Source organism: Variovorax beijingensis (assembly GCF_003951285.1).
Lineage (GTDB): Bacteria > Pseudomonadota > Gammaproteobacteria > Burkholderiales > Burkholderiaceae_C > Variovorax > Variovorax beijingensis.
In genome coordinates, this window is sequence record NZ_RXFQ01000007.1 from 166590 (window position 1) to 185417 (window position 18828).

18 protein-coding genes are annotated in these 18828 nt (G+C 67.7%); 11 read left to right on the forward strand and 7 right to left on the reverse strand.

All coding sequences use genetic code 11. From position 1 onward, the window contains the following. Both EJO66_RS14155 and uvrA read right to left on the reverse strand, forming a co-directional pair. Positions 1 to 891, reverse strand: a complete 891-nt coding sequence (locus tag EJO66_RS14155) for a DMT family transporter (protein ID WP_124958463.1) — start codon at positions 889 to 891, stop codon at positions 1 to 3. Between the two features lie 46 nt (positions 892 to 937). Further along, a complete protein-coding gene (gene uvrA / locus EJO66_RS14160) occupies positions 938 to 4054 on the reverse strand; it encodes an excinuclease ABC subunit UvrA (RefSeq protein WP_125965456.1) in 3117 nt (1038 codons plus the stop codon). A gap of 150 nt (positions 4055 to 4204) precedes the next feature. On the opposite strand from uvrA, the gene ssb reads away from it, so the two are divergent. Continuing rightward, positions 4205 to 4753, forward strand: a complete 549-nt coding sequence (ssb, locus tag EJO66_RS14165) for a single-stranded DNA-binding protein (RefSeq protein ID WP_124958465.1) — start codon at positions 4205 to 4207, stop codon at positions 4751 to 4753. Between the two features lie 127 nt (positions 4754 to 4880). Further along, positions 4881 to 6857, forward strand: a complete 1977-nt coding sequence (locus EJO66_RS14170; RefSeq protein WP_185738298.1) for a sensor histidine kinase — start codon at positions 4881 to 4883, stop codon at positions 6855 to 6857. Between the two features lie 15 nt (positions 6858 to 6872). On the opposite strand, the gene EJO66_RS14175 is transcribed toward EJO66_RS14170, so the two are convergent. Together EJO66_RS14175 and EJO66_RS14180 are read right to left on the reverse strand one after the other, a co-directional pair. Next, entirely contained in the window at positions 6873 to 7313 is a 441-nt protein-coding gene (locus tag EJO66_RS14175; protein ID WP_124958466.1) for a GFA family protein, read from the reverse strand. A gap of 18 nt (positions 7314 to 7331) precedes the next feature. After that, positions 7332 to 8045, reverse strand: coding sequence for a YebC/PmpR family DNA-binding transcriptional regulator (locus tag EJO66_RS14180; RefSeq protein ID WP_124958467.1), 714 nt, complete (start codon positions 8043 to 8045; stop codon positions 7332 to 7334). A gap of 353 nt (positions 8046 to 8398) precedes the next feature. Between EJO66_RS14180 and EJO66_RS14185 the strand changes: the two genes are divergently transcribed. From EJO66_RS14185 to mnmA, 5 genes are all read left to right on the forward strand, one after another. Further along, positions 8399 to 8779, forward strand: a complete 381-nt coding sequence (locus tag EJO66_RS14185) for a hypothetical protein (RefSeq protein ID WP_021005154.1) — start codon at positions 8399 to 8401, stop codon at positions 8777 to 8779. A 56-nt stretch (positions 8780 to 8835) separates the two neighbouring features. Further along, positions 8836 to 9129: a hypothetical protein gene (locus tag EJO66_RS14190; protein WP_124958468.1), complete on the forward strand. Its 294-nt coding sequence runs from the start codon at positions 8836 to 8838 to the stop codon at positions 9127 to 9129. A gap of 11 nt (positions 9130 to 9140) precedes the next feature. Beyond that, a complete protein-coding gene (locus EJO66_RS14195) occupies positions 9141 to 9740 on the forward strand; it encodes a DUF6891 domain-containing protein (RefSeq protein WP_124958469.1) in 600 nt (199 codons plus the stop codon). Positions 9741 to 9819: 79 nt separating this feature from the next. Continuing rightward, on the forward strand, positions 9820 to 10806 hold the full coding sequence (locus EJO66_RS14200; RefSeq protein WP_124958470.1) for an LLM class flavin-dependent oxidoreductase: 987 nt from the start codon (positions 9820 to 9822) through the stop codon (positions 10804 to 10806). Between the two features lie 49 nt (positions 10807 to 10855). Continuing rightward, positions 10856 to 11959, forward strand: coding sequence for a tRNA 2-thiouridine(34) synthase MnmA (gene mnmA, locus EJO66_RS14205; RefSeq protein ID WP_124958471.1), 1104 nt, complete (start codon positions 10856 to 10858; stop codon positions 11957 to 11959). Positions 11960 to 11965: 6 nt separating this feature from the next. On the opposite strand, the gene EJO66_RS14210 is transcribed toward mnmA, so the two are convergent. The 3 genes from EJO66_RS14210 to EJO66_RS14220 all read right to left on the reverse strand — a co-directional run bounded on the left by EJO66_RS14210 (position 11966) and on the right by EJO66_RS14220 (position 13693). Then, positions 11966 to 12445, reverse strand: coding sequence for an NUDIX hydrolase (locus tag EJO66_RS14210; protein WP_125965457.1), 480 nt, complete (start codon positions 12443 to 12445; stop codon positions 11966 to 11968). Between the two features lie 18 nt (positions 12446 to 12463). Further along, positions 12464 to 12898, reverse strand: coding sequence for a DUF4019 domain-containing protein (locus EJO66_RS14215; protein ID WP_124958473.1), 435 nt, complete (start codon positions 12896 to 12898; stop codon positions 12464 to 12466). Between the two features lie 81 nt (positions 12899 to 12979). Beyond that, positions 12980 to 13693 (reverse strand): response regulator transcription factor, encoded by a 714-nt coding sequence (locus EJO66_RS14220; protein WP_125965458.1) that lies wholly within the window; start codon positions 13691 to 13693, stop codon positions 12980 to 12982. Positions 13694 to 14109: 416 nt separating this feature from the next. Between EJO66_RS14220 and EJO66_RS14225 the strand changes: the two genes are divergently transcribed. The 4 genes from EJO66_RS14225 (at position 14110) to EJO66_RS14240 (ending at position 18797) form a co-directional block, all read left to right on the forward strand. Beyond that, positions 14110 to 15240 carry a Re/Si-specific NAD(P)(+) transhydrogenase subunit alpha gene (locus EJO66_RS14225; RefSeq protein ID WP_125965459.1) on the forward strand — a complete coding sequence of 377 codons (1131 nt, stop codon included), beginning with the start codon at positions 14110 to 14112 and terminating at the stop codon, positions 15238 to 15240. 23 nt (positions 15241 to 15263) lie between these two features. Further along, on the forward strand, positions 15264 to 15593 hold the full coding sequence (locus tag EJO66_RS14230; RefSeq protein ID WP_012745555.1) for an NAD(P) transhydrogenase subunit alpha part 2: 330 nt from the start codon (positions 15264 to 15266) through the stop codon (positions 15591 to 15593). Beyond that, positions 15590 to 17017, forward strand: coding sequence for an NAD(P)(+) transhydrogenase (Re/Si-specific) subunit beta (locus tag EJO66_RS14235; RefSeq protein ID WP_125965460.1), 1428 nt, complete (start codon positions 15590 to 15592; stop codon positions 17015 to 17017). Before EJO66_RS14230 ends, EJO66_RS14235 begins: the two co-directional genes overlap by 4 nt. 100 nt (positions 17018 to 17117) lie before the next feature. Continuing rightward, positions 17118 to 18797, forward strand: a complete 1680-nt coding sequence (locus EJO66_RS14240) for a long-chain-fatty-acid--CoA ligase (RefSeq protein WP_124958477.1) — start codon at positions 17118 to 17120, stop codon at positions 18795 to 18797. The last annotated feature ends 31 nt before the right edge of the window (positions 18798 to 18828 follow it).

Sequence of the window (18828 nt, forward strand, 5' to 3'; positions counted from 1 at the left end):
TCAGGCCTTGGCGGCGCCGCGCGAGGGCCAGAGCACCGAGGCAATGGCCACCATCATCAGCGCGACGGCCACCCAGTCCTGCCAGTGCACCACTTCGCCGAGCCACACGGCGCCGCTGAACACGCCCAGCACCGGGATGAACATCACGCTCAGGGTCGAGGCCACCGGCGGCAGGCCGCGCGCGAGGTAGAACCAGGCCGCATGCGCAAAGCCGAAGATCAGCACCGCGTTGTAGGCGATCGATCCCCAGGTCACGGTGCCGGGCCAGCGCCATGGGCCGCGCTCGAACAGCAGCGACAGCACCGTCATCACCACGGCCGTCATCGCCGTCATCCAGAACGAGAGCGTGAGCGTCGGCAGCGCGATGCGCGAGCGGCGCAGCAGCTGCGTGCCCAGCGCCCATGTCGCGGCCGCCACCAATGCGAGCGCCACGTAGCCGGGCCGCCCCGCAAGGTCGGTGAGCTCGTGCCACAGCAGGAGCCCCACGCCGACTGCGCAGGCGCCCACGCCGATCCATGAGCGCCGCGTGAGCACGGCCGAGAACAGCACGGCGCCGATCACCGCCGAGAACACCGGCATCGTGTAGCCCAGGATCGCGGCGCGCCCGCCCGAGAGCGCCTTCACCGCGAGGATGATGCAGGCGTGCCAGATGAACATGTTGGTGGCGCCCAGCCAGACCAGCTCGGGCCATGCGCGGCGCGGCACGTGGAACGGCACCTTCATCACCACCAGCGCGATCGCCAGCACGGGCACGCCCAGCCAGATCGAAATCGCGCGGAAGGCCAGCGGTGGGTAGTCGGCCACGCCGAGCTTCATCACCGGCCAGTTGAAGCCCCACGCGAGGGTGAGGAGGACGAGAAGAACGAACTGGCGCGGCGTGAAGGAAGGCATGGGCCGCGATTGTGGCGCGGCCCGCGCATTCGTGCTGGTGGCGCCGCTACAGCAGGCGCTTGAGGTAGCGCCCCGTGTGGCTCGCCTCGTTGGCCGCGATGTCTTCCGGCGTGCCTTCGCCCACCACCGTGCCGCCGCCGGCGCCGCCCTCGGGGCCCATGTCGATCAGCCAGTCGGCGGTCTTGATGACGTCCAGGTTGTGCTCGATGACGACGATGGTGTTGCCCGCGTCGCGCAGCTGGTGCAGTACCTTGAGCAGCAGCTCGATGTCGGCAAAGTGCAGGCCGGTGGTCGGCTCGTCGAGGATGTAGAGCGTGCGGCCGGTGTCGCGCTTGCTGAGCTCCAGCGCCAGCTTCACGCGCTGCGCCTCGCCGCCCGACAGCGTGGTGGCCGACTGGCCGAGCTTGATGTAGCTGAGGCCCACGTCGAGCAGCGTGCGCAGCTTGCGCTCGATGGTGGGCACGGCCTTCAAAAATTCGTGCGCGGTCTCCACCGTCATCTCGAGGATCTGTGCGATGTTCTTGCCCTTGTACAGAACCTCGAGCGTCTCGCGGTTGTAGCGCTGGCCGTGGCACACCTCGCAGGGCACGTACACGTCGGGCAGGAAGTGCATCTCGACCTTCACCACGCCGTCGCCCTGGCAGGCCTCGCAGCGCCCGCCCGCCACGTTGAAGCTGAAGCGGCCCGGGCCGTAGCCGCGTTCGCGCGCGGTGTTGGTCTCGGCCATCAGCTCGCGGATCGGCGTGAACAGGCCCGTGTAGGTGGCCGGGTTGCTGCGCGGCGTGCGGCCGATGGGGCTCTGGTCGACGTTGATGACCTTGTCGAAATACTCGATGCCCTCGACCGATTCATGCGCGGCCGGTTCCTCGTGCGCGCGGTAGAGCGTGCGCGCCACGGCGGTGTAGAGCGTGTCGTTCACCAGCGTCGACTTGCCCGAGCCCGAGACCCCGGTCACGCAGGTGAGCAGGCCGACCGGGAAGGCCACGCTCACGTCCTTCAGGTTGTTGCCGGTGGCGCCGACAACGCGGATTTCCTGCAGGTTGGTCTGCGAGGCCAGGTGCGCTGCTTCGCGCGCGGCGCGCCGCTCGGCCGCGGGGCTCGGCGGAAAGCGCGAGGCCTTCTTGCCCTCGTTGAAGGCGGGCTTCTTCACGACCGGCAGCCACGCGGTGCGGCGCTTCGGCACTTCGATCTTCTTCGTGCCCGAAAGGTACTGGCCGGTCAGCGAATCGGGGTTGGCCGCCACCTGGGCATAGCTGCCCTGCGCCATCACGCGCCCGCCGTGGATGCCCGCGCCGGGGCCCATGTCGATCACGTGGTCGGCGGCGTGGATCATGTCCTCGTCGTGCTCGACCACGATCACGCTGTTGCCGATGTCGCGCAAATGCTTGAGCGTGCCGATCAGCCGGTCGTTGTCGCGCTGGTGCAGGCCGATGCTGGGCTCGTCGAGCACGTACATCACGCCCGTGAGGCCCGAGCCGATCTGCGAAGCCAGCCGGATGCGCTGCGCCTCGCCGCCCGAGAGCGTCTCGGCGCTGCGGTCCAGGCTCAGGTAGTTCAGGCCCACGTCGTTCAGGAACTTGAGGCGCAGGCCGATCTCGCGCACGACCTTGTCGGCGATGTCGGCCTTGGCGCCGCGCAGCTTGAGCGTCTGGAACCAGGCGAGGGAGTCGCGCAAGGTCAGGTGGCTCAATTCGAAGATCGCCATGCGTGGCGGCTCGCCACCGTCCGCGGGCCGGGCCGATTCATCGACCAGGAACACGTTGCGAGCTTCAGGCCGCAGCCGCGAGCCGCCGCAGTCGGGACAGGGCTGCAGGTTGCGAAAGCGCGCGAGGTCTTCGCGCACCATCACCGAATCGGTCTCGCGGTAGCGCCGCGCCATGTTCGGGATGATGCCCTCGAAGGGATGCTTCTTCGTGAGCTTCTTGCCCGCGAAGTTGCCCGACTCCATGGTGTAGTTGAACTTGATCTCCTCGGCGGCCGAGCCGTGCAGCAGCACCTGCTGCACCGAGGCGGGCAATGATTCGAAGGGCGCGTCGACGTCGAACTTGTAGTGCTTCGCAACGCTCTCGATCATGCTGAAGTAGTAGCCGTTGCGGCGGTCCCAGCCCTTGATGGCGCCGCTCGCGAGCGACAGCGATGGAAAGGCCACCACGCGCGCCGGGTCGAACACCTCGCGGTGGCCGAGGCCGTCGCAGCTCGGACAGGCGCCCACGGGTGAGTTGAACGAAAAGAGGCGCGGCTCCAGCTCCGACAGCGAGTAGTGGCAGATCGGGCAGGCGAACTTGGCGTTGAACAGGTGCTCCTTGTCGGGCGCGCCCTCGGTGCCCAGCTCCAGCGCGATGGCGCGGCCCTCGGCCAGCCGCAGCGCGGCCTCGAAGCTCTCGGCCAGGCGCTGCTGCATGTCGGCGCGCGCGCGCAGCCGGTCGATCACCACGTCGATGTCGTGCTTCTCGGTCTTCTTGAGCTTGGGCAGGTCGTTGTATTCGTACGTTTGCCCATCGACGCGGAAGCGCACGTAGCCCGCGGCCTGCATCTCGGCGAAGAGCTCGAGGAATTCGCCTTTTTTCTCGCGCGCAACAGGCGCGAGGATCATGAGCCGCGGCTCATCGGGAATCGCAAGCGTCGCATCGACCATCTGCGACACGGTCTGCGCCTGCAGCGGCAGGTGGTGCTCGGGGCAGTAGGGCGTGCCGGCGCGCGCATAGAGCAGGCGCAGGTAGTCGTGGATCTCGGTCACCGTGCCCACGGTGGAGCGCGGGTTGTGGCTGGTGGCCTTCTGCTCGATGCTGATGGCGGGCGACAGGCCCTCGATCACGTCGACGTCGGGCTTGTCCATGAGCTGCAGGAACTGCCGCGCATAGGCCGAGAGGCTTTCCACGTAGCGCCGCTGGCCTTCGGCATACAGCGTGTCGAAGGCCAGGCTCGACTTGCCCGAGCCCGACAGCCCGGTGATCACCACCAGCTTGTTGCGCGGGATGTCGAGGTCGACGTTCTTCAGGTTGTGGGTGCGCGCACCGCGGATGCTGATGCGCTGCTGCGCGAGCACCGCGCCGAGGTAGGTGTCGCGTTCGAGTTCCGCGTCGCGTGCGCGCTGCGCGTCGTCGTCGGCGTATTCAATGGCTTTGGAATTCAAGGGGGCGATCGTCCGAGGGCAACCGGACATGATAGTCCGGGCGCCGTTTCATGGCGAGCGGGCGGGTGGCGGCGGTTTTACGGAAGCGGCGCCTCGAAAGGGGTCCGGCCGGCCGGCATCGGGCACAATCTAGGGTTCTCTTCCTCCTTCTCCTTCATCTACTTATCAGGGGCAGTGCATATGGCATCGGTCAACAAAGTCATCGTCGTCGGCAATCTGGGGCGCGACCCCGAAATGCGTACCTTCCCGAGCGGCGACCAGGTCGCGAACGTCACCGTGGCCACCACCGATCGCTGGAAGGACAAGCAAAGCGGCGAAATGCGCGAAGCCACCGAGTGGCACCGCATCGTCTTCAACGGCCGCCTGGCCGAAATCGCCGGCCAGTACCTGCGCAAGGGCTCGCAGGTGTACGTCGAAGGCAGCCTGCGCACGCGCAAGTGGACCGACAAGGACGGCATCGAAAAATACACCACCGAAATCCGCGCCGACCAGATGCAGATGCTGGGCAGCCGCCAGGGCCAGGGCGGCCCCTCGGGCGGTCCCGAGGACGACGGCGGCTATTCGCAGGGCGGCGGTGGCTACTCGCAAGGCGCCGGTGGTGGTGGCGGCGGCGGCTATGCCCCGCGCGCACCGGCCGCGGCACCGCGCGCTCCGGCACCGGCCCCGCGCCAGGCTCCGGCCAAGTCGTCGTCGGGCTTCGACGACATGGACGACGACATTCCGTTCTGAACTGAATCGCACCGTGGCTGAAGCCGTTCCATCGCCGCTTCAGCCGCGCGGCTTGCCGGGAGCGCAGCGGCTTCCGGTGGATGTTTCCTGAGCCGGACCGGGCAGGCCGCACGCAGATGAGCCTCGCATGAGCCTCGGGTCTGCGCGTCGGCTGCTCGAACATTTCTCCAGATACCGTCTTGCCTCGGTCTGGGCGAACGTGGTGCTCATGGTGTCCATCGCACTGCTGCTGGCCATGGCCGCCTTTTTCGGCACGACCGGCGCCGCGCGGCACAACGCGGCGCTGCACCTGACGCAGGCCGATTGGCAGGTGCAGGACGCACCCGGCTTCCGCGCACTGCCGCTTGCCGTGGACAGCAAGGCCCTGCCTTCCGCCTGGCAGCCGGTCGAGTTGCCGCTGGCCCTGCCCATTGCGCTGCTGCGCCAGGCCGACGGCAGCGTGTCGACCGGCGCGACCCGCATCACCTGGCTGCGGCTTTCCACACGCAACCTGCCCGACACGCCGGCGCCGCTCGCGCTCTATGGCGCGCGCATCAAGACCGACGGCACCATCGCGGTGTATGCCAACGGGCGGCTGGTCCACCGCGCGCAGGTCCAGGGCCCGCTGTGGAACAGCACCCGCACGCCGCTGTGGGTGCTGCTGGGCAAGACGACCGACGGCGCGCCGTTGAACGAGATCCTGGTGCGGATGGAGCACACGCGCGGCGCGCAGGTGGCGGTTTCATCGCTGTGGCTGGGCCCCGCCGAAGCGCTGGAAGCGCGCCATCGCACGCGGCAGTGGCTGCAGCAGGAGCTGCCGGCCATGCTCAGCGCGGCCTTCATGGCCGTGGGCGTGTTCGCGCTGTTCGTGTGGTTCAGGCGCAGCCACGAAACCGGCTACCTGCTCTTCTTCAACCTGGCGACCACGTCCTTTTTGCGCAGCCTGCATTTCTATGTCGGCGTTCCGGTCGCCAACGACTGGTTTGCCTGGCTCACCGTCAACTCGCTGTTCTGGCTGGTGGCGGTGGTGCACTTCGCGCTGCGCCAGCTGCACGGCCGTCCGCTCCGGTGGTTCACCGGCGCGGTGGTGGCGTGGACGGCGCTGACCGGCATGCTGACGCTGCCGGACCTGGCGATCCTGAGGAACACGCCGCAGGTGACGCCGCTGATCTACCTTGGCGCGGCGCTGATGGGTGTCGCCGTTGCGCTGGTGGGCGGCCTCAGCGCCTGGCGCCGCTCCAGCGAGGGGCGGCTGGTGGCGGTGGGCATCGGCGTGTGCGTGCTGCTGGGGGTGTCCGACTGGCTGCTGCAGAACAATTTCGTGAGCCCCGAGGGCTGGTACCTGGGCGCCTACACCAATGCCGTCACGTTCAGCGTGTTCGGGGTGCTGCTGTACCGGCGCTACGTCAATGCCATTGCCGAGGTCGAGCGGGTCAACGCCGGCCTGGCCCAGCGCCTTGCGGCGCGCGAAGCCGAGCTCGAGCTCAGCCACCGGCGGCTGCGCGAGGTCGAGAAGAAGCAGACCATCAGCGACGAGCGCCAGCGCCTGACGCAGGACATGCACGACGGCCTGGGCTCCTCGCTGATCAGCGCCATCCGCTCCGTGGAGGGCGGCAGCATGAACGGCGACAAGGTCTCGCAGGTGCTCAAGAGCTGCCTGGAAGACCTCAAGCTCACCATCGATTCGATGGAGCCGCTCGAGGACGACCTGTTGCTGCTGCTGGCCACGCTGCGCTACCGGCTCGGCCCGCGGCTCGAGAGCTCGGGCGTGGCACTGCAATGGCAGGTGCAGGAGCTGCCGGCGCTGGACTGGCTCGACCCGACCAGCGCGCTGCACATCCTGCGCATCGTGCAGGAGAGCATCGCCAACGTGCTGCGTCATACCCGCGCCACCGAGATCCGGGTGAGTACCGAGCGCCAGGCATCGGGCGTACGGGTGAGCATCGAGGACAACGGCCAGGGCTTCGACGTCGAGAAGGCCTTGGCCGGTGCCGGCGGGCGCGGCATGCAGAACCAGCAGCGCCGGGCGCAGGCCGTCGGGGGCGAAGTCTCGTGGCGCTCGGGGCCGGGGGGCACGCTGTTCACGCTCTGGCTGCCGCTCAAGCGCGGCGGGCGGGCGGTGTAGTAGCCGGGCCGGGGTTCAACCGGCGTCGGCGTGGCCCGCGTATTGGGGCAGGTTGTCGGTGATCGTGAACCAGGGCGCCTTCGAGCCGACGAAGATGTGCGCGCGCGGGCGGATCGAAGGGTCGTCGGCCAGCGTGCCCAGGGTCACATGCACGAACAGGCCGTCCCGCACCACCGAGTAGAGCAGCGAGCCGCAACGGCGGCAGTGCACATTGCCGGCGTCTTGCTCGCCGAAGACCAGGAGTTCGTCCTGGCCTTGCGCGATGGCCAGCTTGTGCCGCTCGATGCCGGCGAAGGGCTTGAAGGCCGAGCCGGTCGTGCGCCGGCAGTCGGCGCAGTGGCAGTTCAGCGCATAGGCGAACTCGTCGGCCACGGTGTAGCGCACGGCACCGCAGAGGCATTGGCCGGCAAGCGTGCGGGTGGCTGCGTTCTCGGGGCTGGTCACCGGACTCTCCATCGAACGAGAGGCAGCGGCTCAGCCCGCCAGCCCCACGAACACGTTCTGCACGTCGTCGTTCGCGTCGATGGCCGCGAGGAACACCTCGACCTCTTCGAGATGCTCCGCGCTGAGGCTGGCCGGATCGACCGGATTCTTCGGCTTGTAGCCCAGCTTGGCCGACAGCACGGTGAAGCCCTGGGCCGGCAGCGCGCGGCTCACCAGGTCGAGGTCGGTCGGGTCGGTCAGGAACACCGCGGTGCCGCCTTCGCCGGCCGCCTCGAAGTCCTGCGCGCCCGCTTCGATGGCGGCGACTTCGGCATCGGCATCGGCACGCGAAGGCTCGGCCTCGATCATGCCCACGTGGTCGAAGTCCCACGACACCGAGCCCGAGGTGCCGAGCTGGCCCTTGCGGAACAGCACGCGCATTTCAGGCGCGGTGCGGTTCACGTTGTCGGTCAGGCACTCGACCATCACGGGCACCTGGTGCGGCGCAAAGCCTTCGTAGATCACATGCTCGAAGTGCACCGCCTCGCCGGTGAGCCCGGCGCCCTTCTTGATGGCGCGGTCCAGCGTGTCCTTGGGCATCGAGACCTTGCGGGCCTGCTCCACCACCAGCCGCAGGCGCGCATTGGAGGCCGGATCGGCGCCGCTGCGCGCGGCCACCATGATTTCCTTGGCCAGTTTTCCGAACAGGCGGCCCTTGGCATTGGCCGCCAGGTCCTTGTGCTTTGCTTTCCACTGTGCGCCCATGGCTGATGTTCCTTGTGTTGTGTTGTGGCTGGATGGGCCGTTCGGGGCAACTACTTTAGCCGCAGCGCTTGAGGGCGGCAGTTTTTTCCAATCCGCGAAGGCCGGCATCTCCATGGCCCCGGTCCACCGCTTTGGCGCTGCGATTGTTTCCTTTCCGTGAACGCCGCGGTTCCTTTTGCTAAGGGTTTTTACGTAGAAGACGGCGCACAATTCATCTCACAGACCGGCCCCCAAGCCGATCTGGGTGAACAGGGCCCCGAGCGAGGTGGCCGCCCCCGACGGGACGGTGACCCACCCAAGACCGGTTCGAAATCATCCAAAGTCAAAACTGAACTGAATTGAAGGAAATCAAAATGACCGCCTCGAAGATCCTCTCCGCCGTTGCTGTTGCCCTCATGGCCGTCGCCGGTGCCGCCCACGCCGAAACCTACGAAGGCGTGCATCAGCTGACCTCGGCGGCCAGCCGCGCCGACGTCGCCGGCCAGGCCGTGGCTGCCGCGCACAGCGCCAACCCGTACGCCACCGGCGCCAATGCAGGCCCGGCCCAGGTGTTCGTTTCGTCGACCAGCCGCGATGCGGTCCGTGCAGAAGCCGCTGTCGCGGCCCGCAGCGCCGATCCGTACGCCGAAGGCGCGTCGTCGGGCGTCGCCCCGATCGTCGCCAGCACGGTGGACCGCGCCACGGTGCGCGCCGCAGCCCGCGCTGCTGCCCGCGGCGACGCACTGCCGCTGTAAAACGGTCCCGGCGCTCGGCGAGCGCCAATCCTCCAAAAAGCCGGCCATGCGAAAGCATGGGCCGGCTCTTTGCCGCGCTGGCCGCCTCGGACGCGCTGGCCGCAGCCCGGGCGTGGTTGATTTGCCACGCAGGCACATGCTTTTGCCTTACAAATCGGCCGCCGCCTCTGCGGGCGGACATCGAGCTTTGGCCGCAGCCCGGTACGATGGTGCCCGCCGCGGCGGGGCTGGCCGACGCGGCTTTGATGGCCCCCCATCCGCAAGATACCCACAACGTGAGCTGCACCCTGGTTCTGAAAGACGCCGCCGGCCGCTTCGAAGCCGATGCCTTCGCATGCCTGGCGGGTTGAACCGAGCACGCATGGCCCTCACGCTCGACCCCGAAGACACGCGCGCACGCATTCACGGCCTGGCGTGGTGCGGCTTTCACCCCGACGGCGACATCGAATGGATGATCACCGACGAGTACCTCGACCCCGACGAGCTCACGGCCGAAGACCGGGCCTGGGTCAAGGCCGAGGCGGCGCGCGCCTGCGCCGCCAAGCGCGCCGCCGAGGCTTCCTGGCCCGCCCAGACCGAATACGACCGCCTCGAAGCGGTGTTCGCCCAGCTGCGCAGCGAGAAGATCATTGCGCTGCACCGCGCCGGCAACTCGCTGGCCGATGGGCATGACGACGTGCGTGAGCAGTGGCGCGCCGCCGGCCGGCTGGCCTCGGGCATTCGCGGCTGCTGCTTCTATCACGCGCAGGACCTCGACGCCGCCGTGCGCACCGGCCGCCTCTACCTGGCGTTCAGCGGCGGCATGATTCCCGAGATCGACCAGCGCGAGGCCAACACCGTCGCGGTCGGCCGGCGCATCGTCGAGCTGCTGCGCGCGGCCGGCTTCGGCGCCCAATGGAGCGGCAACATCAACGAGCGCATCGAGGCCGACCTGGGCCAGTGGCGCAAGCGAAGCCCCTAGCCGGGCGCCGGCCAGCCCTAGCAGAGCGGGCAATGGCTTGCACGAGCAGGGATCGCCGGATCGCGCCATCATCCGGCCCATGATTCCGTTCTCGATCCTCGACCTTTCCCCCATCACCGAAGGCAGCGACGCCGCGCAGTCGTTCCGCAACTCGCTTTCGCTCGCGCAGCACGGGGAGAAGCTGGGCTACCGGCGCTACTGGCTGGCCGAGCACCACGGCATGCCGGGCATCGCAAGCGCAGCCACCGCGGTGCTGCTGGCCTACGTGGGCGCCGGCACTTCGACGATCCGCATCGGCGCCGGTGGCGTGATGCTGCCCAACCATTCGCCGCTGGTGATCGCCGAGCAGTTCGGCACGCTGGAGTCGCTGTATCCGGGGCGCATCGACCTGGGCCTGGGCCGTGCGCCCGGCTCCGACCAGCGCACGGCGCGCGCGCTGCGCCGCAACCTCGAATCCGATGCCGACCAGTTTCCGCAGGACGTGGTCGAGCTCATGGACTTCATGTCCAAGGCGCCCCAGCAGCCCGTGCGCGCGGTGCCGGGCGCGGGGCTCGAGGTGCCGGTGTGGATCCTCGGGTCGAGCACCTTCGGCGCCCAGCTGGCCGCGCACCTGGGCTTGCCCTACGCCTTTGCCTCGCACTTCGCACCGCAGCAGCTGATGCAGGCGATCCAGATCTACCGCGAGACCTTCAAGCCGTCGGCGCAACTGCAGAAGCCCCATGTGATGCTGGGCTTCAACGTGTTCGTGGCCGACACGGACGAAGAGGCCGAATTCCGCGCCACCTCGTGGCAGCAGGCCTTCGTGAACCTGCGCAGCGGCCGGCCGGGGCGCCTGCCGCCGCCGGTCGAGGGCTATCGGCAGAAGGTCGGCCCGGCGGAGAACGCGCTGCTCGATTCGGTGCTGTCGTGCTCGGCCGTGGGCTCGCCTGCCCGCGTGCGCGAAGGCGTGCAGGCCTTCATCGAGCGCACGGGCGCCGACGAGCTGATGATCACCTCGCAGGTGTTCGACCACGCGGCGCGGCTGCGCTCCTACGAGCTGCTGGCCGGCCTGCGCAGCCAGGCCTGATTCCCCCACGCCGGCCGCCCGGGCGCCGGGCTGGGACAATGGCGGGCTTATGGCAAAGCAACGGATCGTGGTGGGACTGAGCGGCGGAGTCGATTCCGCGGTCACGGCGCACCTGCTCAGGCAGCAGGGGCACGAGGTGGTCGGCATCTTCATGAAGAACTGGGAAGACGACGACGACAGCGAATACTGCTCGTCGAACATCGACTTCGTGGACGCCGCCAGCGTGGCCGACGTGCTGGGCATCGAGATCGAGCACGTCAACTTCGCGGCCGACTACAAGGACCGCGTGTTCGCCGAGTTCCTGCGCGAATACAAGGCCGGCCGCACGCCCAACCCCGATGTTCTGTGCAATGCCGAGATCAAGTTCAAGGCCTTCCTCGACCATGCGATGCGCCTGGGGGCCGAGAAGATCGCCACCGGCCACTACGCGCGCGTGCGGCGGAACGAGGCCACCGGCAAGCACGAATTGCTCAAGGGGCTCGATCCCTCCAAGGACCAGAGCTACTTTCTGCACCGGCTGAACCAGGCGCAGCTGTCGAAGACGCTGTTTCCCGTGGGCGAGCTGCACAAGACCGAGGTGCGCCGCATCGCGGAAGAGATCGGCCTGCCCAACGCGAAGAAGAAGGATTCGACCGGCATCTGCTTCATCGGCGAGCGGCCGTTCCGCGAGTTTCTCAACCGCTACATCTCGAAGGAGCCGGGCCCCATCAGGGACGACCGCGGCCGCAAGCTCGGCGAGCACCAGGGCCTGAGCTTCTACACGCTGGGCCAGCGCCAGGGGCTGGGCATCGGGGGCGTCAAGGAGAAGGGCGCGCAGCGCGGCTCGGGCGACCACTCGCCGTGGTTCGTGGCGCGCAAGGACGTCGAGAAGAACACGCTCTGGGTGGTGCAGGGCCACGACCATCCCTGGCTGCTGTCCTCGGCGCTGGCGGCCGGCGATGCGAGCTGGGTCTCGGGCGAGGCGCCCGTGCCGGGCCGCTACGGCTCGAAGGCGCGCTACCGCCAGGCCGACGCAGCCTGCGAGCTGGAAGAAGGCGGCGCCGCAGCCGGCTTCAGCCTGCGCTTCGGCGAGCCGCAATGGGCCGTCACGCCGGGGCAGTCGGCCGTGCTCTACGACGGCGAGCGCTGCCTTGGCGGCGGGGTCATCGTCTAGGGCCTGTCAGCGCACCGATTCGTGGACGTGGATCAGGTCGAGCGGATACCGCTTGCCGGCCAGATGGTCCTCGACGCACTGCAGCAGCAGCGGACTGCGGTGCCGCGGCACGCAGGCGCGGATCTCGTCGGCGCTCATCCAGACCGTCCGCACGATGCCTTTGTCGAGGGCGCGGCCCGCTTCCTGCGCGCCGAGCGTGCCGGCAAAGGCAAAGCGCAGATAGGTCACGTCTTCCTTGCTGCCTGTGCGGTGGCTCGAGCGCGCCATGTAGATGCCGACCAGCGTGGTGGGCGTGAAGGCATGGGCGGTTTCCTCGAGGGTTTCGCGGACGCAGCCTTCGATCGGCGATTCGCCCGGGTCGAGGTGTCCCGCCGGGGTGTTGAGCCTGAGCCCCTGGGCCGTGTGCTCCTCGACCAGCAGGAAGCGGCCGTCCTGCTCGATCACGGCGGCCACGGTGACGTTGGGTTTCCAGCGCGGGGTCGTCATGGTCTTGGGCCCTTTGTCTTAATGCAGCGCGTAGCCGCTGAAGCGCCAGATGCGGTCGCGGTCGAGGTGAAAGCTCACGAGTTCGCGCAGTGTGCCATCCGGCTTGTTGCTGAAACGGGTCTCGTACTCGATGCTGACATACTGGCCGGCCGTTTCGGCATCAGGGTCGGCCACGGCCCGGCGGTTGACCGCCACCCAGGTGCGCTGCAGCGGCGCGCCCAGCGGTGAACGGCTGCTGGAAACCTTGGCGGCGAAGTCGGCGCGCGCGATGCGCTTGCGGGTGGCGGCCGTAGCGCCGTCCCAGAGCTCGCCGGTCCTGCCCTGGTCGATCATCCGGATGGCCTGCATGCCGCCCTGCACCATGGCGCTGGCTTCCACATCCTGCGCGGCGGCCGTGCCGAAGGCGCCCCAGCACAGTGCGGCGGCCAGCAGCAGCCTCGTGAGAACTTGCATCGACTTCGTTCCTTGTGAGGCCCACAGGAGCCCGAAGCCGTTTGGAGCCCGTATCGGGGCGGAGATTCCCGTGAGGCCCGGCTAGCGCACGAGGCTTTCCGGGTGCGTGCTGGCGTCGACCACTTCGAGCCGGTAGCCCAGCCCATAGATGGCCAGCAGCAGGAAGCCGCTCGAGGGCCCGAGGCCCAGCTTGGTCCGCAGGCGGGAGATGCGGGTGTCCAGCGACCGCGACAGCGCCGCCGTGCCAACGCCCCACACCGCCTCGTGCAGATGCTCGCGCGACAGCAGCCGGCCGAGGTTCTGGAACAGGAACAGCGCGAGCGCGTATTCGCGATTCTTCAGCTCGACCGTCGCGCCATTCACCTTGAGGACGCGCGCGGGTGGGTAGAAGTGATAAGGGCCGAACACCAGTTCCGTCTCGTGTTGCGCGGGATAGGACCGGCGCAGCAGCGCATTGACGCGGGCTTCGAGCTCGGTGGTGCGAACCGGCGCGACCATGAAATCGTCGGCGCCCGCATTGAGCCCTTCGACCACGGCGGTCTCGTCGCGGGTCGTGGTCACGAAAAGAATGGGTGCGCGGCTTCGCCGCTCGTTGCGGGCGGTCTTCACGAGCTCGAGGCCGCGCATGTCCGGCGGGCTCCATTCGAGGATCAGAAGATCGAAGGTTTGCCGGCGCAGCGCCTGGAGCAAAGGGCGCCCTTCGGTGTACGAGTGACATTCGTGGCCGAGCCCCGACATCGCCTGGGCGATCAGCTGAAGCTGATCGGGCTCGTGATCAAGTACTGCAATACGCATTGCATCCCCTTCTTCCTGCCAAATTTGCCTCTGCGGGCTTTCGAGTGAAAGAAGTGTATCTATCTGCGTCTTCGGAAAAAGCCTTCACGTAACTAATACACGAAATGAAGGTATCTTTCTAGGAGTTGATGGCAATTGCAAACAAATACGTGCTAATTGACGACAAGGGTTGCCGGACGTCGCTGCTTGGCGGCCGGGCACGCCGAAGCGTGGAAGCCCAACTGCTGGGGAAACAACCCATGTACGGGCGTGCCGGTTCCGATGTCGCCGCATCGCTACCATTTATATAGCTACACATGCAATGACTACGGTCATCAAGCGGCGAACAGGCGGTGGATTTTGGCGACAGCGCAGCCGTAATCTTGCTGTAAGCTCTGGCCGCGTTCCCGTATTGCCCTTGCCCTGAGGAGATCTCTATGCTGATAGGCGTGCCTGCCGAGACAATGGCCGGCGAAACCCGCGTGGCCGTAACGCCCGAGACGGTGAAGAAACTGGCCGCTTCCGGGCACACCGTGCGCGTGCAGTCCGGGGCCGGCATTGCCGCCAGCGTCACCGATGCCGCCTACCAGGCCGCCGGTGCCGAAATTACCGACGCGACAGGCGCCTTCGGGGCCGACATGGTGCTCAAGGTGCGCACGCCCACCGATGCCGAAACCGCGCTCATGAAGCCCGGCACCGTGGTCATCGGCATGCTCAACCCCTTCGATGCCGCGGGGCTGCAGCGCTTGGCCACGGCCGGGCTCACGGCCTTCGCGCTCGAAGCCGCACCGCGCACCACCCGCGCCCAGAGCATGGACGTGCTCTCGTCGCAGGCCAACATCGCGGGCTACAAGGCCGTGATGATCGCGGCCGACAAGTACCAGCGCTTCTTCCCGATGCTGATGACCGCCGCCGGCACGGTGAAGGCGGCGCGCGTCGTCATCCTGGGCGTGGGCGTGGCGGGCCTGCAGGCCATTGCCACCGCCAAGCGCCTGGGGGCCGTGATCGAGGCTTCCGATGTGCGCCCGAGCGTGAAGGAGCAGATCGAGTCGCTCGGCGGCAAGTTCATCGAGGTGTCCTACGACACCGACGAGGAGAAGGAAGCCGCCGTGGGCGTCGGCGGCTACGCCAGGCCCATGCCCGCGAGCTGGCTCGCGCGCCAGCAGGTCGAGGTGGCCAAGCGCGTGGCGCTGGCCGACATCGTCATCAGCACCGCGCTCATCCCCGGGCGCGCCGCGCCCACGCTCATCACCGAGGACATGGTCAAGGCCATGAAGCCGGGCTCCGTGATCGTCGACATCGCGGCCGGCAAGGGCCCCGACGGGGTGGGCGGCAACTGCCCCTTGTCGGAGGCCGACAAGACGGTGGTCAAGCACGGCGTGACCATCGTCGGCGAGACCAACCTGCCGGCGCTGGTGGCGGCCGATGCGTCGGCGCTCTATGCGCGCAACGTGCTCGACTTCCTCAAGCTCATCGTCACCAAGGAGGGCGCGCTCAAGATCGACCTCGAGGACGACATCGTCGCCGCCTGCCGCGTCGCGCAGGACGGCCAGGTCACGAAGCAATAAGCGGTCACGCGAGGAGAAAAACCATGGATCCCGTTTCCCATACCGTCATCAACCTCATCATCTTCGTGCTGGCCATCTACGTGGGCTACCACGTGGTGTGGACCGTCACGCCCGCGCTGCACACGCCGCTGATGGCCGTGACCAACGCGATCTCGGCGATCGTGGTCGTGGGCGCCATGCTGGCGGCCGCGCTCACCGAAACTCCCCTGGGCAAGACCATGGGCGTGCTCGCGGTGGCGCTCGCGGCGGTGAACATCTTCGGCGGCTTCCTGGTCACGCGGCGCATGCTCGAGATGTTCAAGAAGAAAGAGAAGAAGGCCGCACCCAAGGCCGAAGCGGGAGCCTCGCAATGAGCATGAACGTCGTCACGCTGCTGTACCTGGTTGCCAGCGTCTGCTTCATCCAGGCCCTGAAGGGCCTGAGCCACCCCACCACCTCGATCCGCGGCAACCTCTTCGGCATGGCCGGCATGGCCATCGCGGTGGTCACCACCGGTGCGCTGATCTACAAGCTGGCCGGCGGCCAGCTCACGGGCCTGGCCTGGGTGCTGCTGGGGCTGGTGGCCGGCGGCGGCTACGGCGCCTACCGCGCCAAGACGGTCGAGATGACCAAGATGCCCGAGCTGGTGGCCTTCTTCCACAGCATGATCGGCCTGGCGGCGGTGTTCATCGCGGTCGCGGCCGTGGTCGAACCCGCGGCCATGCTCGAAGGCATCGCCAAGGGAGCGCCCATTCCCGCGGGCAACCGGCTCGAGCTGTTCCTGGGCGCGGCCATCGGCGCCATCACCTTCAGCGGCTCGGTCATCGCCTTCGGCAAGCTCTCGGGCACCTACAAGTTCCGCTTGTTCCAGGGCGCGCCGGTGCAGTTCGCGGGCCAGCACATGCTCAACCTGGTGCTCGGCCTGGCCATGATCGGCCTGGGGCTGGTGTTCATGTTCACCGAAAGCTGGCCGGCCTTCTTCGCGATGCTGGCGCTGGCCTTCGTGATGGGCGTGCTCATCATCATCCCGATCGGCGGCGCCGACATGCCGGTGGTGGTGTCGATGCTCAACAGCTACTCGGGCTGGGCGGCCGCGGGCATCGGCTTCAGCCTGAACAACGCGATGCTGATCGTGGCCGGCTCGCTGGTGGGCTCTTCGGGTGCGATCCTGAGCTACATCATGTGCAAGGCCATGAACCGCTCGTTCTTCAACGTGATCCTGGGCGGCTTCGGCGGCGAGGCGGTCAGCGCGGCCGGCGGCGCCAAGGAGCAGCGGCCGGTCAAGAGCGGCAGCGCCGACGACGCGGCCTTCGTGCTGGGCAATGCCGAGACGGTGGTGATCGTGCCGGGCTACGGCCTGGCGGTGGCGCGCGCCCAGCATGCGGTGAAGGAACTCGCGGAGAAGCTCACGCACAAGGGCATTACCGTGAAGTACGCGATCCACCCGGTGGCCGGGCGCATGCCGGGCCACATGAACGTGCTCCTGGCCGAGGCCGAGGTGCCCTACGACCAGGTGTTCGAGATGGAAGACATCAACGGCGAGTTCGGCCAGGCCGACGTGGCGATCATCCTGGGCGCCAACGACGTGGTGAACCCGGCCGCGCTCACCAAGGGCAGCCCGATCTACGGCATGCCCATCCTGGAGGCCTACAAGGCCAAGACGGTGATCGTGAACAAGCGCTCCATGGCGGCGGGCTATGCCGGCCTGGACAACGAGCTGTTCTACATGGACAAGACCATGATGGTCTTTGGGGATGCGAAGAAAGTAGTGGAAGATATGGGCAAGGCCATCGAATAGGCCCAAGGTCCGCACCCGCGCAGTGCGGGCCAGATCATCACCGCGGCGCACCTGTGCGCCGCTGTCGTTTCAAAACACGCGACTCCGAGGAGACATACCCATGACCGACCGCCCCTGGCTCAGCAGCTATCCGCAAGGCGTTCCCGCCGACATCGACGCTTCGCAGTATTCCTCGCTGGTCGGGCTCATGGAGGAGAGCTTTGCCAAGTACGCCGACCGCACGGCCTACAGCTTCATGGGCAAGGACGTCAGCTATGCGGAGACCGACAAGCTCAGCAAGGCCTTCGGCGCATACCTGCAGGGGCTGGGGCTGGCCAAGGGCGACCGCGTCGCGGTCATGATGCCCAACTGCCCGCAGTATCCGATCGCGGTCTCGGCCATCCTGCGTGCCGGCCTGATCCTGGTGAACGTGAATCCGCTGTACACGCCGCGCGAGCTCGAGCACCAGCTCAAGGACTCGGGCGCGAAGGCCATCGTCATCATGGAGAACTTCGGCACCACGCTGCAGCAGTGCATCGCGGCCACGCCCATCAAGCACATCGTGCTCGCCGCCATGGGCGACCGGCTCGGCTTCCTCAAGGGCGCGCTCGTCAACTACGTGGTGCGCAACGTGAAGAAGCTGGTGCCGCACTACAGCCTGCCGGGCGCGGTGCGCTTCAACGATGCGCTCGACCAGGGCGCGGGCCGCACCCTGCAGCTGCCGGCCATCGGCCCTGACGACGTGGCCGTGCTGCAGTACACCGGCGGCACCACCGGCGTCTCCAAGGGCGCGGTGCTGCTGCACCGCAACGTCATTGCGAACGTGCTGCAGTCCGAAGCCTGGAACGAACCCGCGATGGCGCAGGTGCCGGCGGGCGAGCAGCCCACGAGCGTGTGCGCGCTGCCGCTGTATCACATCTTCGCCTTCACCGTGGGCATGATGCTGAACATGCGCACGGGCGGCAAGCTGATCCTGATTCCCAACCCGCGCGACCTCGCGGGCGTGCTCAAGGAACTGTCCAAGCACACGATCCACAGCTTTCCCGCGGTCAACACGCTGTTCAACGGGCTGGCCAACCACCCGGACTTCAACACCGTCAACTGGAAGAACCTCAAGGTGTCGGTCGGCGGCGGCATGGCCGTGCAGGCGGCCGTCGCGAAGCTCTGGCTCGAAAAGACCGGCTGCCCGATCTGCGAGGGCTACGGCCTGTCCGAAACCTCGCCCTCGGCCACCTGCAACCCCACCGACAGCAAGGCCTACACCGGCACCATCGGACTGCCGCTGCCGAGCACCTGGCTCAAGCTGCTCGACGACGAGGGCCGCGAAGTGCCGCCGGGCCAGCCCGGCGAGATCGCGATCAAGGGACCGCAGGTGATGGCCGGCTACTGGCAGCGCCCCGACGAGACCGCCAAGGTCATGACGCCCGACGGCTACTTCAAGAGCGGCGACATCGGCATGGTCGACGAGCGCGGCTACTTCAAGGTGGTCGACCGCAAGAAGGACATGATCCTGGTCTCGGGCTTCAACGTGTATCCCAACGAGATCGAGGACGTGGTGGCGCAGATTCCTGGCGTGCTCGAATGCGCGGCGGTCGGCGTGGCCGACGACAAGACCGGCGAGGCCGTCAAGTTGGTGATCGTCAAGAAGGACGAGTCGCTGACCGAAGCGCAGGTGCGCGAATATTGCAGAGCAAACCTTACGGGTTACAAGCAGCCGCGAATCGTGGAGTTTCGTACCGATCTCCCGAAGACGCCGGTCGGAAAGATCCTGCGGCGCGAGCTGCGCGACGCCCGGAAGTAAGGGTTCGGCCCGGGTAGGGCCGCGGCATCGA

Coding starts and splice junctions, on each gene's coding strand:
- EJO66_RS14220 (WP_125965458.1), bottom strand. CDS start 13,693: ATGCGTATTGCAGTACTTGATCACGAGCCCGATCAGCTTCAGCTGATC.
- uvrA (WP_125965456.1), bottom strand. CDS start 4,054: ATGTCCGGTTGCCCTCGGACGATCGCCCCCTTGAATTCCAAAGCCATT.
- EJO66_RS14180 (WP_124958467.1), bottom strand. CDS start 8,045: ATGGGCGCACAGTGGAAAGCAAAGCACAAGGACCTGGCGGCCAATGCC.
- EJO66_RS14215 (WP_124958473.1), bottom strand. CDS start 12,898: ATGCAAGTTCTCACGAGGCTGCTGCTGGCCGCCGCACTGTGCTGGGGC.
- EJO66_RS14190 (WP_124958468.1), top strand. CDS start 8,836: ATGGGCCGGCTCTTTGCCGCGCTGGCCGCCTCGGACGCGCTGGCCGCA.
- EJO66_RS14230 (WP_012745555.1), top strand. CDS start 15,264: ATGGATCCCGTTTCCCATACCGTCATCAACCTCATCATCTTCGTGCTG.
- EJO66_RS14235 (WP_125965460.1), top strand. CDS start 15,590: ATGAGCATGAACGTCGTCACGCTGCTGTACCTGGTTGCCAGCGTCTGC.
- mnmA (WP_124958471.1), top strand. CDS start 10,856: ATGGCAAAGCAACGGATCGTGGTGGGACTGAGCGGCGGAGTCGATTCC.
- EJO66_RS14195 (WP_124958469.1), top strand. CDS start 9,141: ATGGCCCTCACGCTCGACCCCGAAGACACGCGCGCACGCATTCACGGC.
- EJO66_RS14170 (WP_185738298.1), top strand. CDS start 4,881: ATGAGCCTCGGGTCTGCGCGTCGGCTGCTCGAACATTTCTCCAGATAC.
- EJO66_RS14240 (WP_124958477.1), top strand. CDS start 17,118: ATGACCGACCGCCCCTGGCTCAGCAGCTATCCGCAAGGCGTTCCCGCC.
- ssb (WP_124958465.1), top strand. CDS start 4,205: ATGGCATCGGTCAACAAAGTCATCGTCGTCGGCAATCTGGGGCGCGAC.
- EJO66_RS14175 (WP_124958466.1), bottom strand. CDS start 7,313: ATGGAGAGTCCGGTGACCAGCCCCGAGAACGCAGCCACCCGCACGCTT.
- EJO66_RS14210 (WP_125965457.1), bottom strand. CDS start 12,445: ATGACGACCCCGCGCTGGAAACCCAACGTCACCGTGGCCGCCGTGATC.
- EJO66_RS14185 (WP_021005154.1), top strand. CDS start 8,399: ATGACCGCCTCGAAGATCCTCTCCGCCGTTGCTGTTGCCCTCATGGCC.
- EJO66_RS14225 (WP_125965459.1), top strand. CDS start 14,110: ATGCTGATAGGCGTGCCTGCCGAGACAATGGCCGGCGAAACCCGCGTG.
- EJO66_RS14200 (WP_124958470.1), top strand. CDS start 9,820: ATGATTCCGTTCTCGATCCTCGACCTTTCCCCCATCACCGAAGGCAGC.
- EJO66_RS14155 (WP_124958463.1), bottom strand. CDS start 891: ATGCCTTCCTTCACGCCGCGCCAGTTCGTTCTTCTCGTCCTCCTCACC.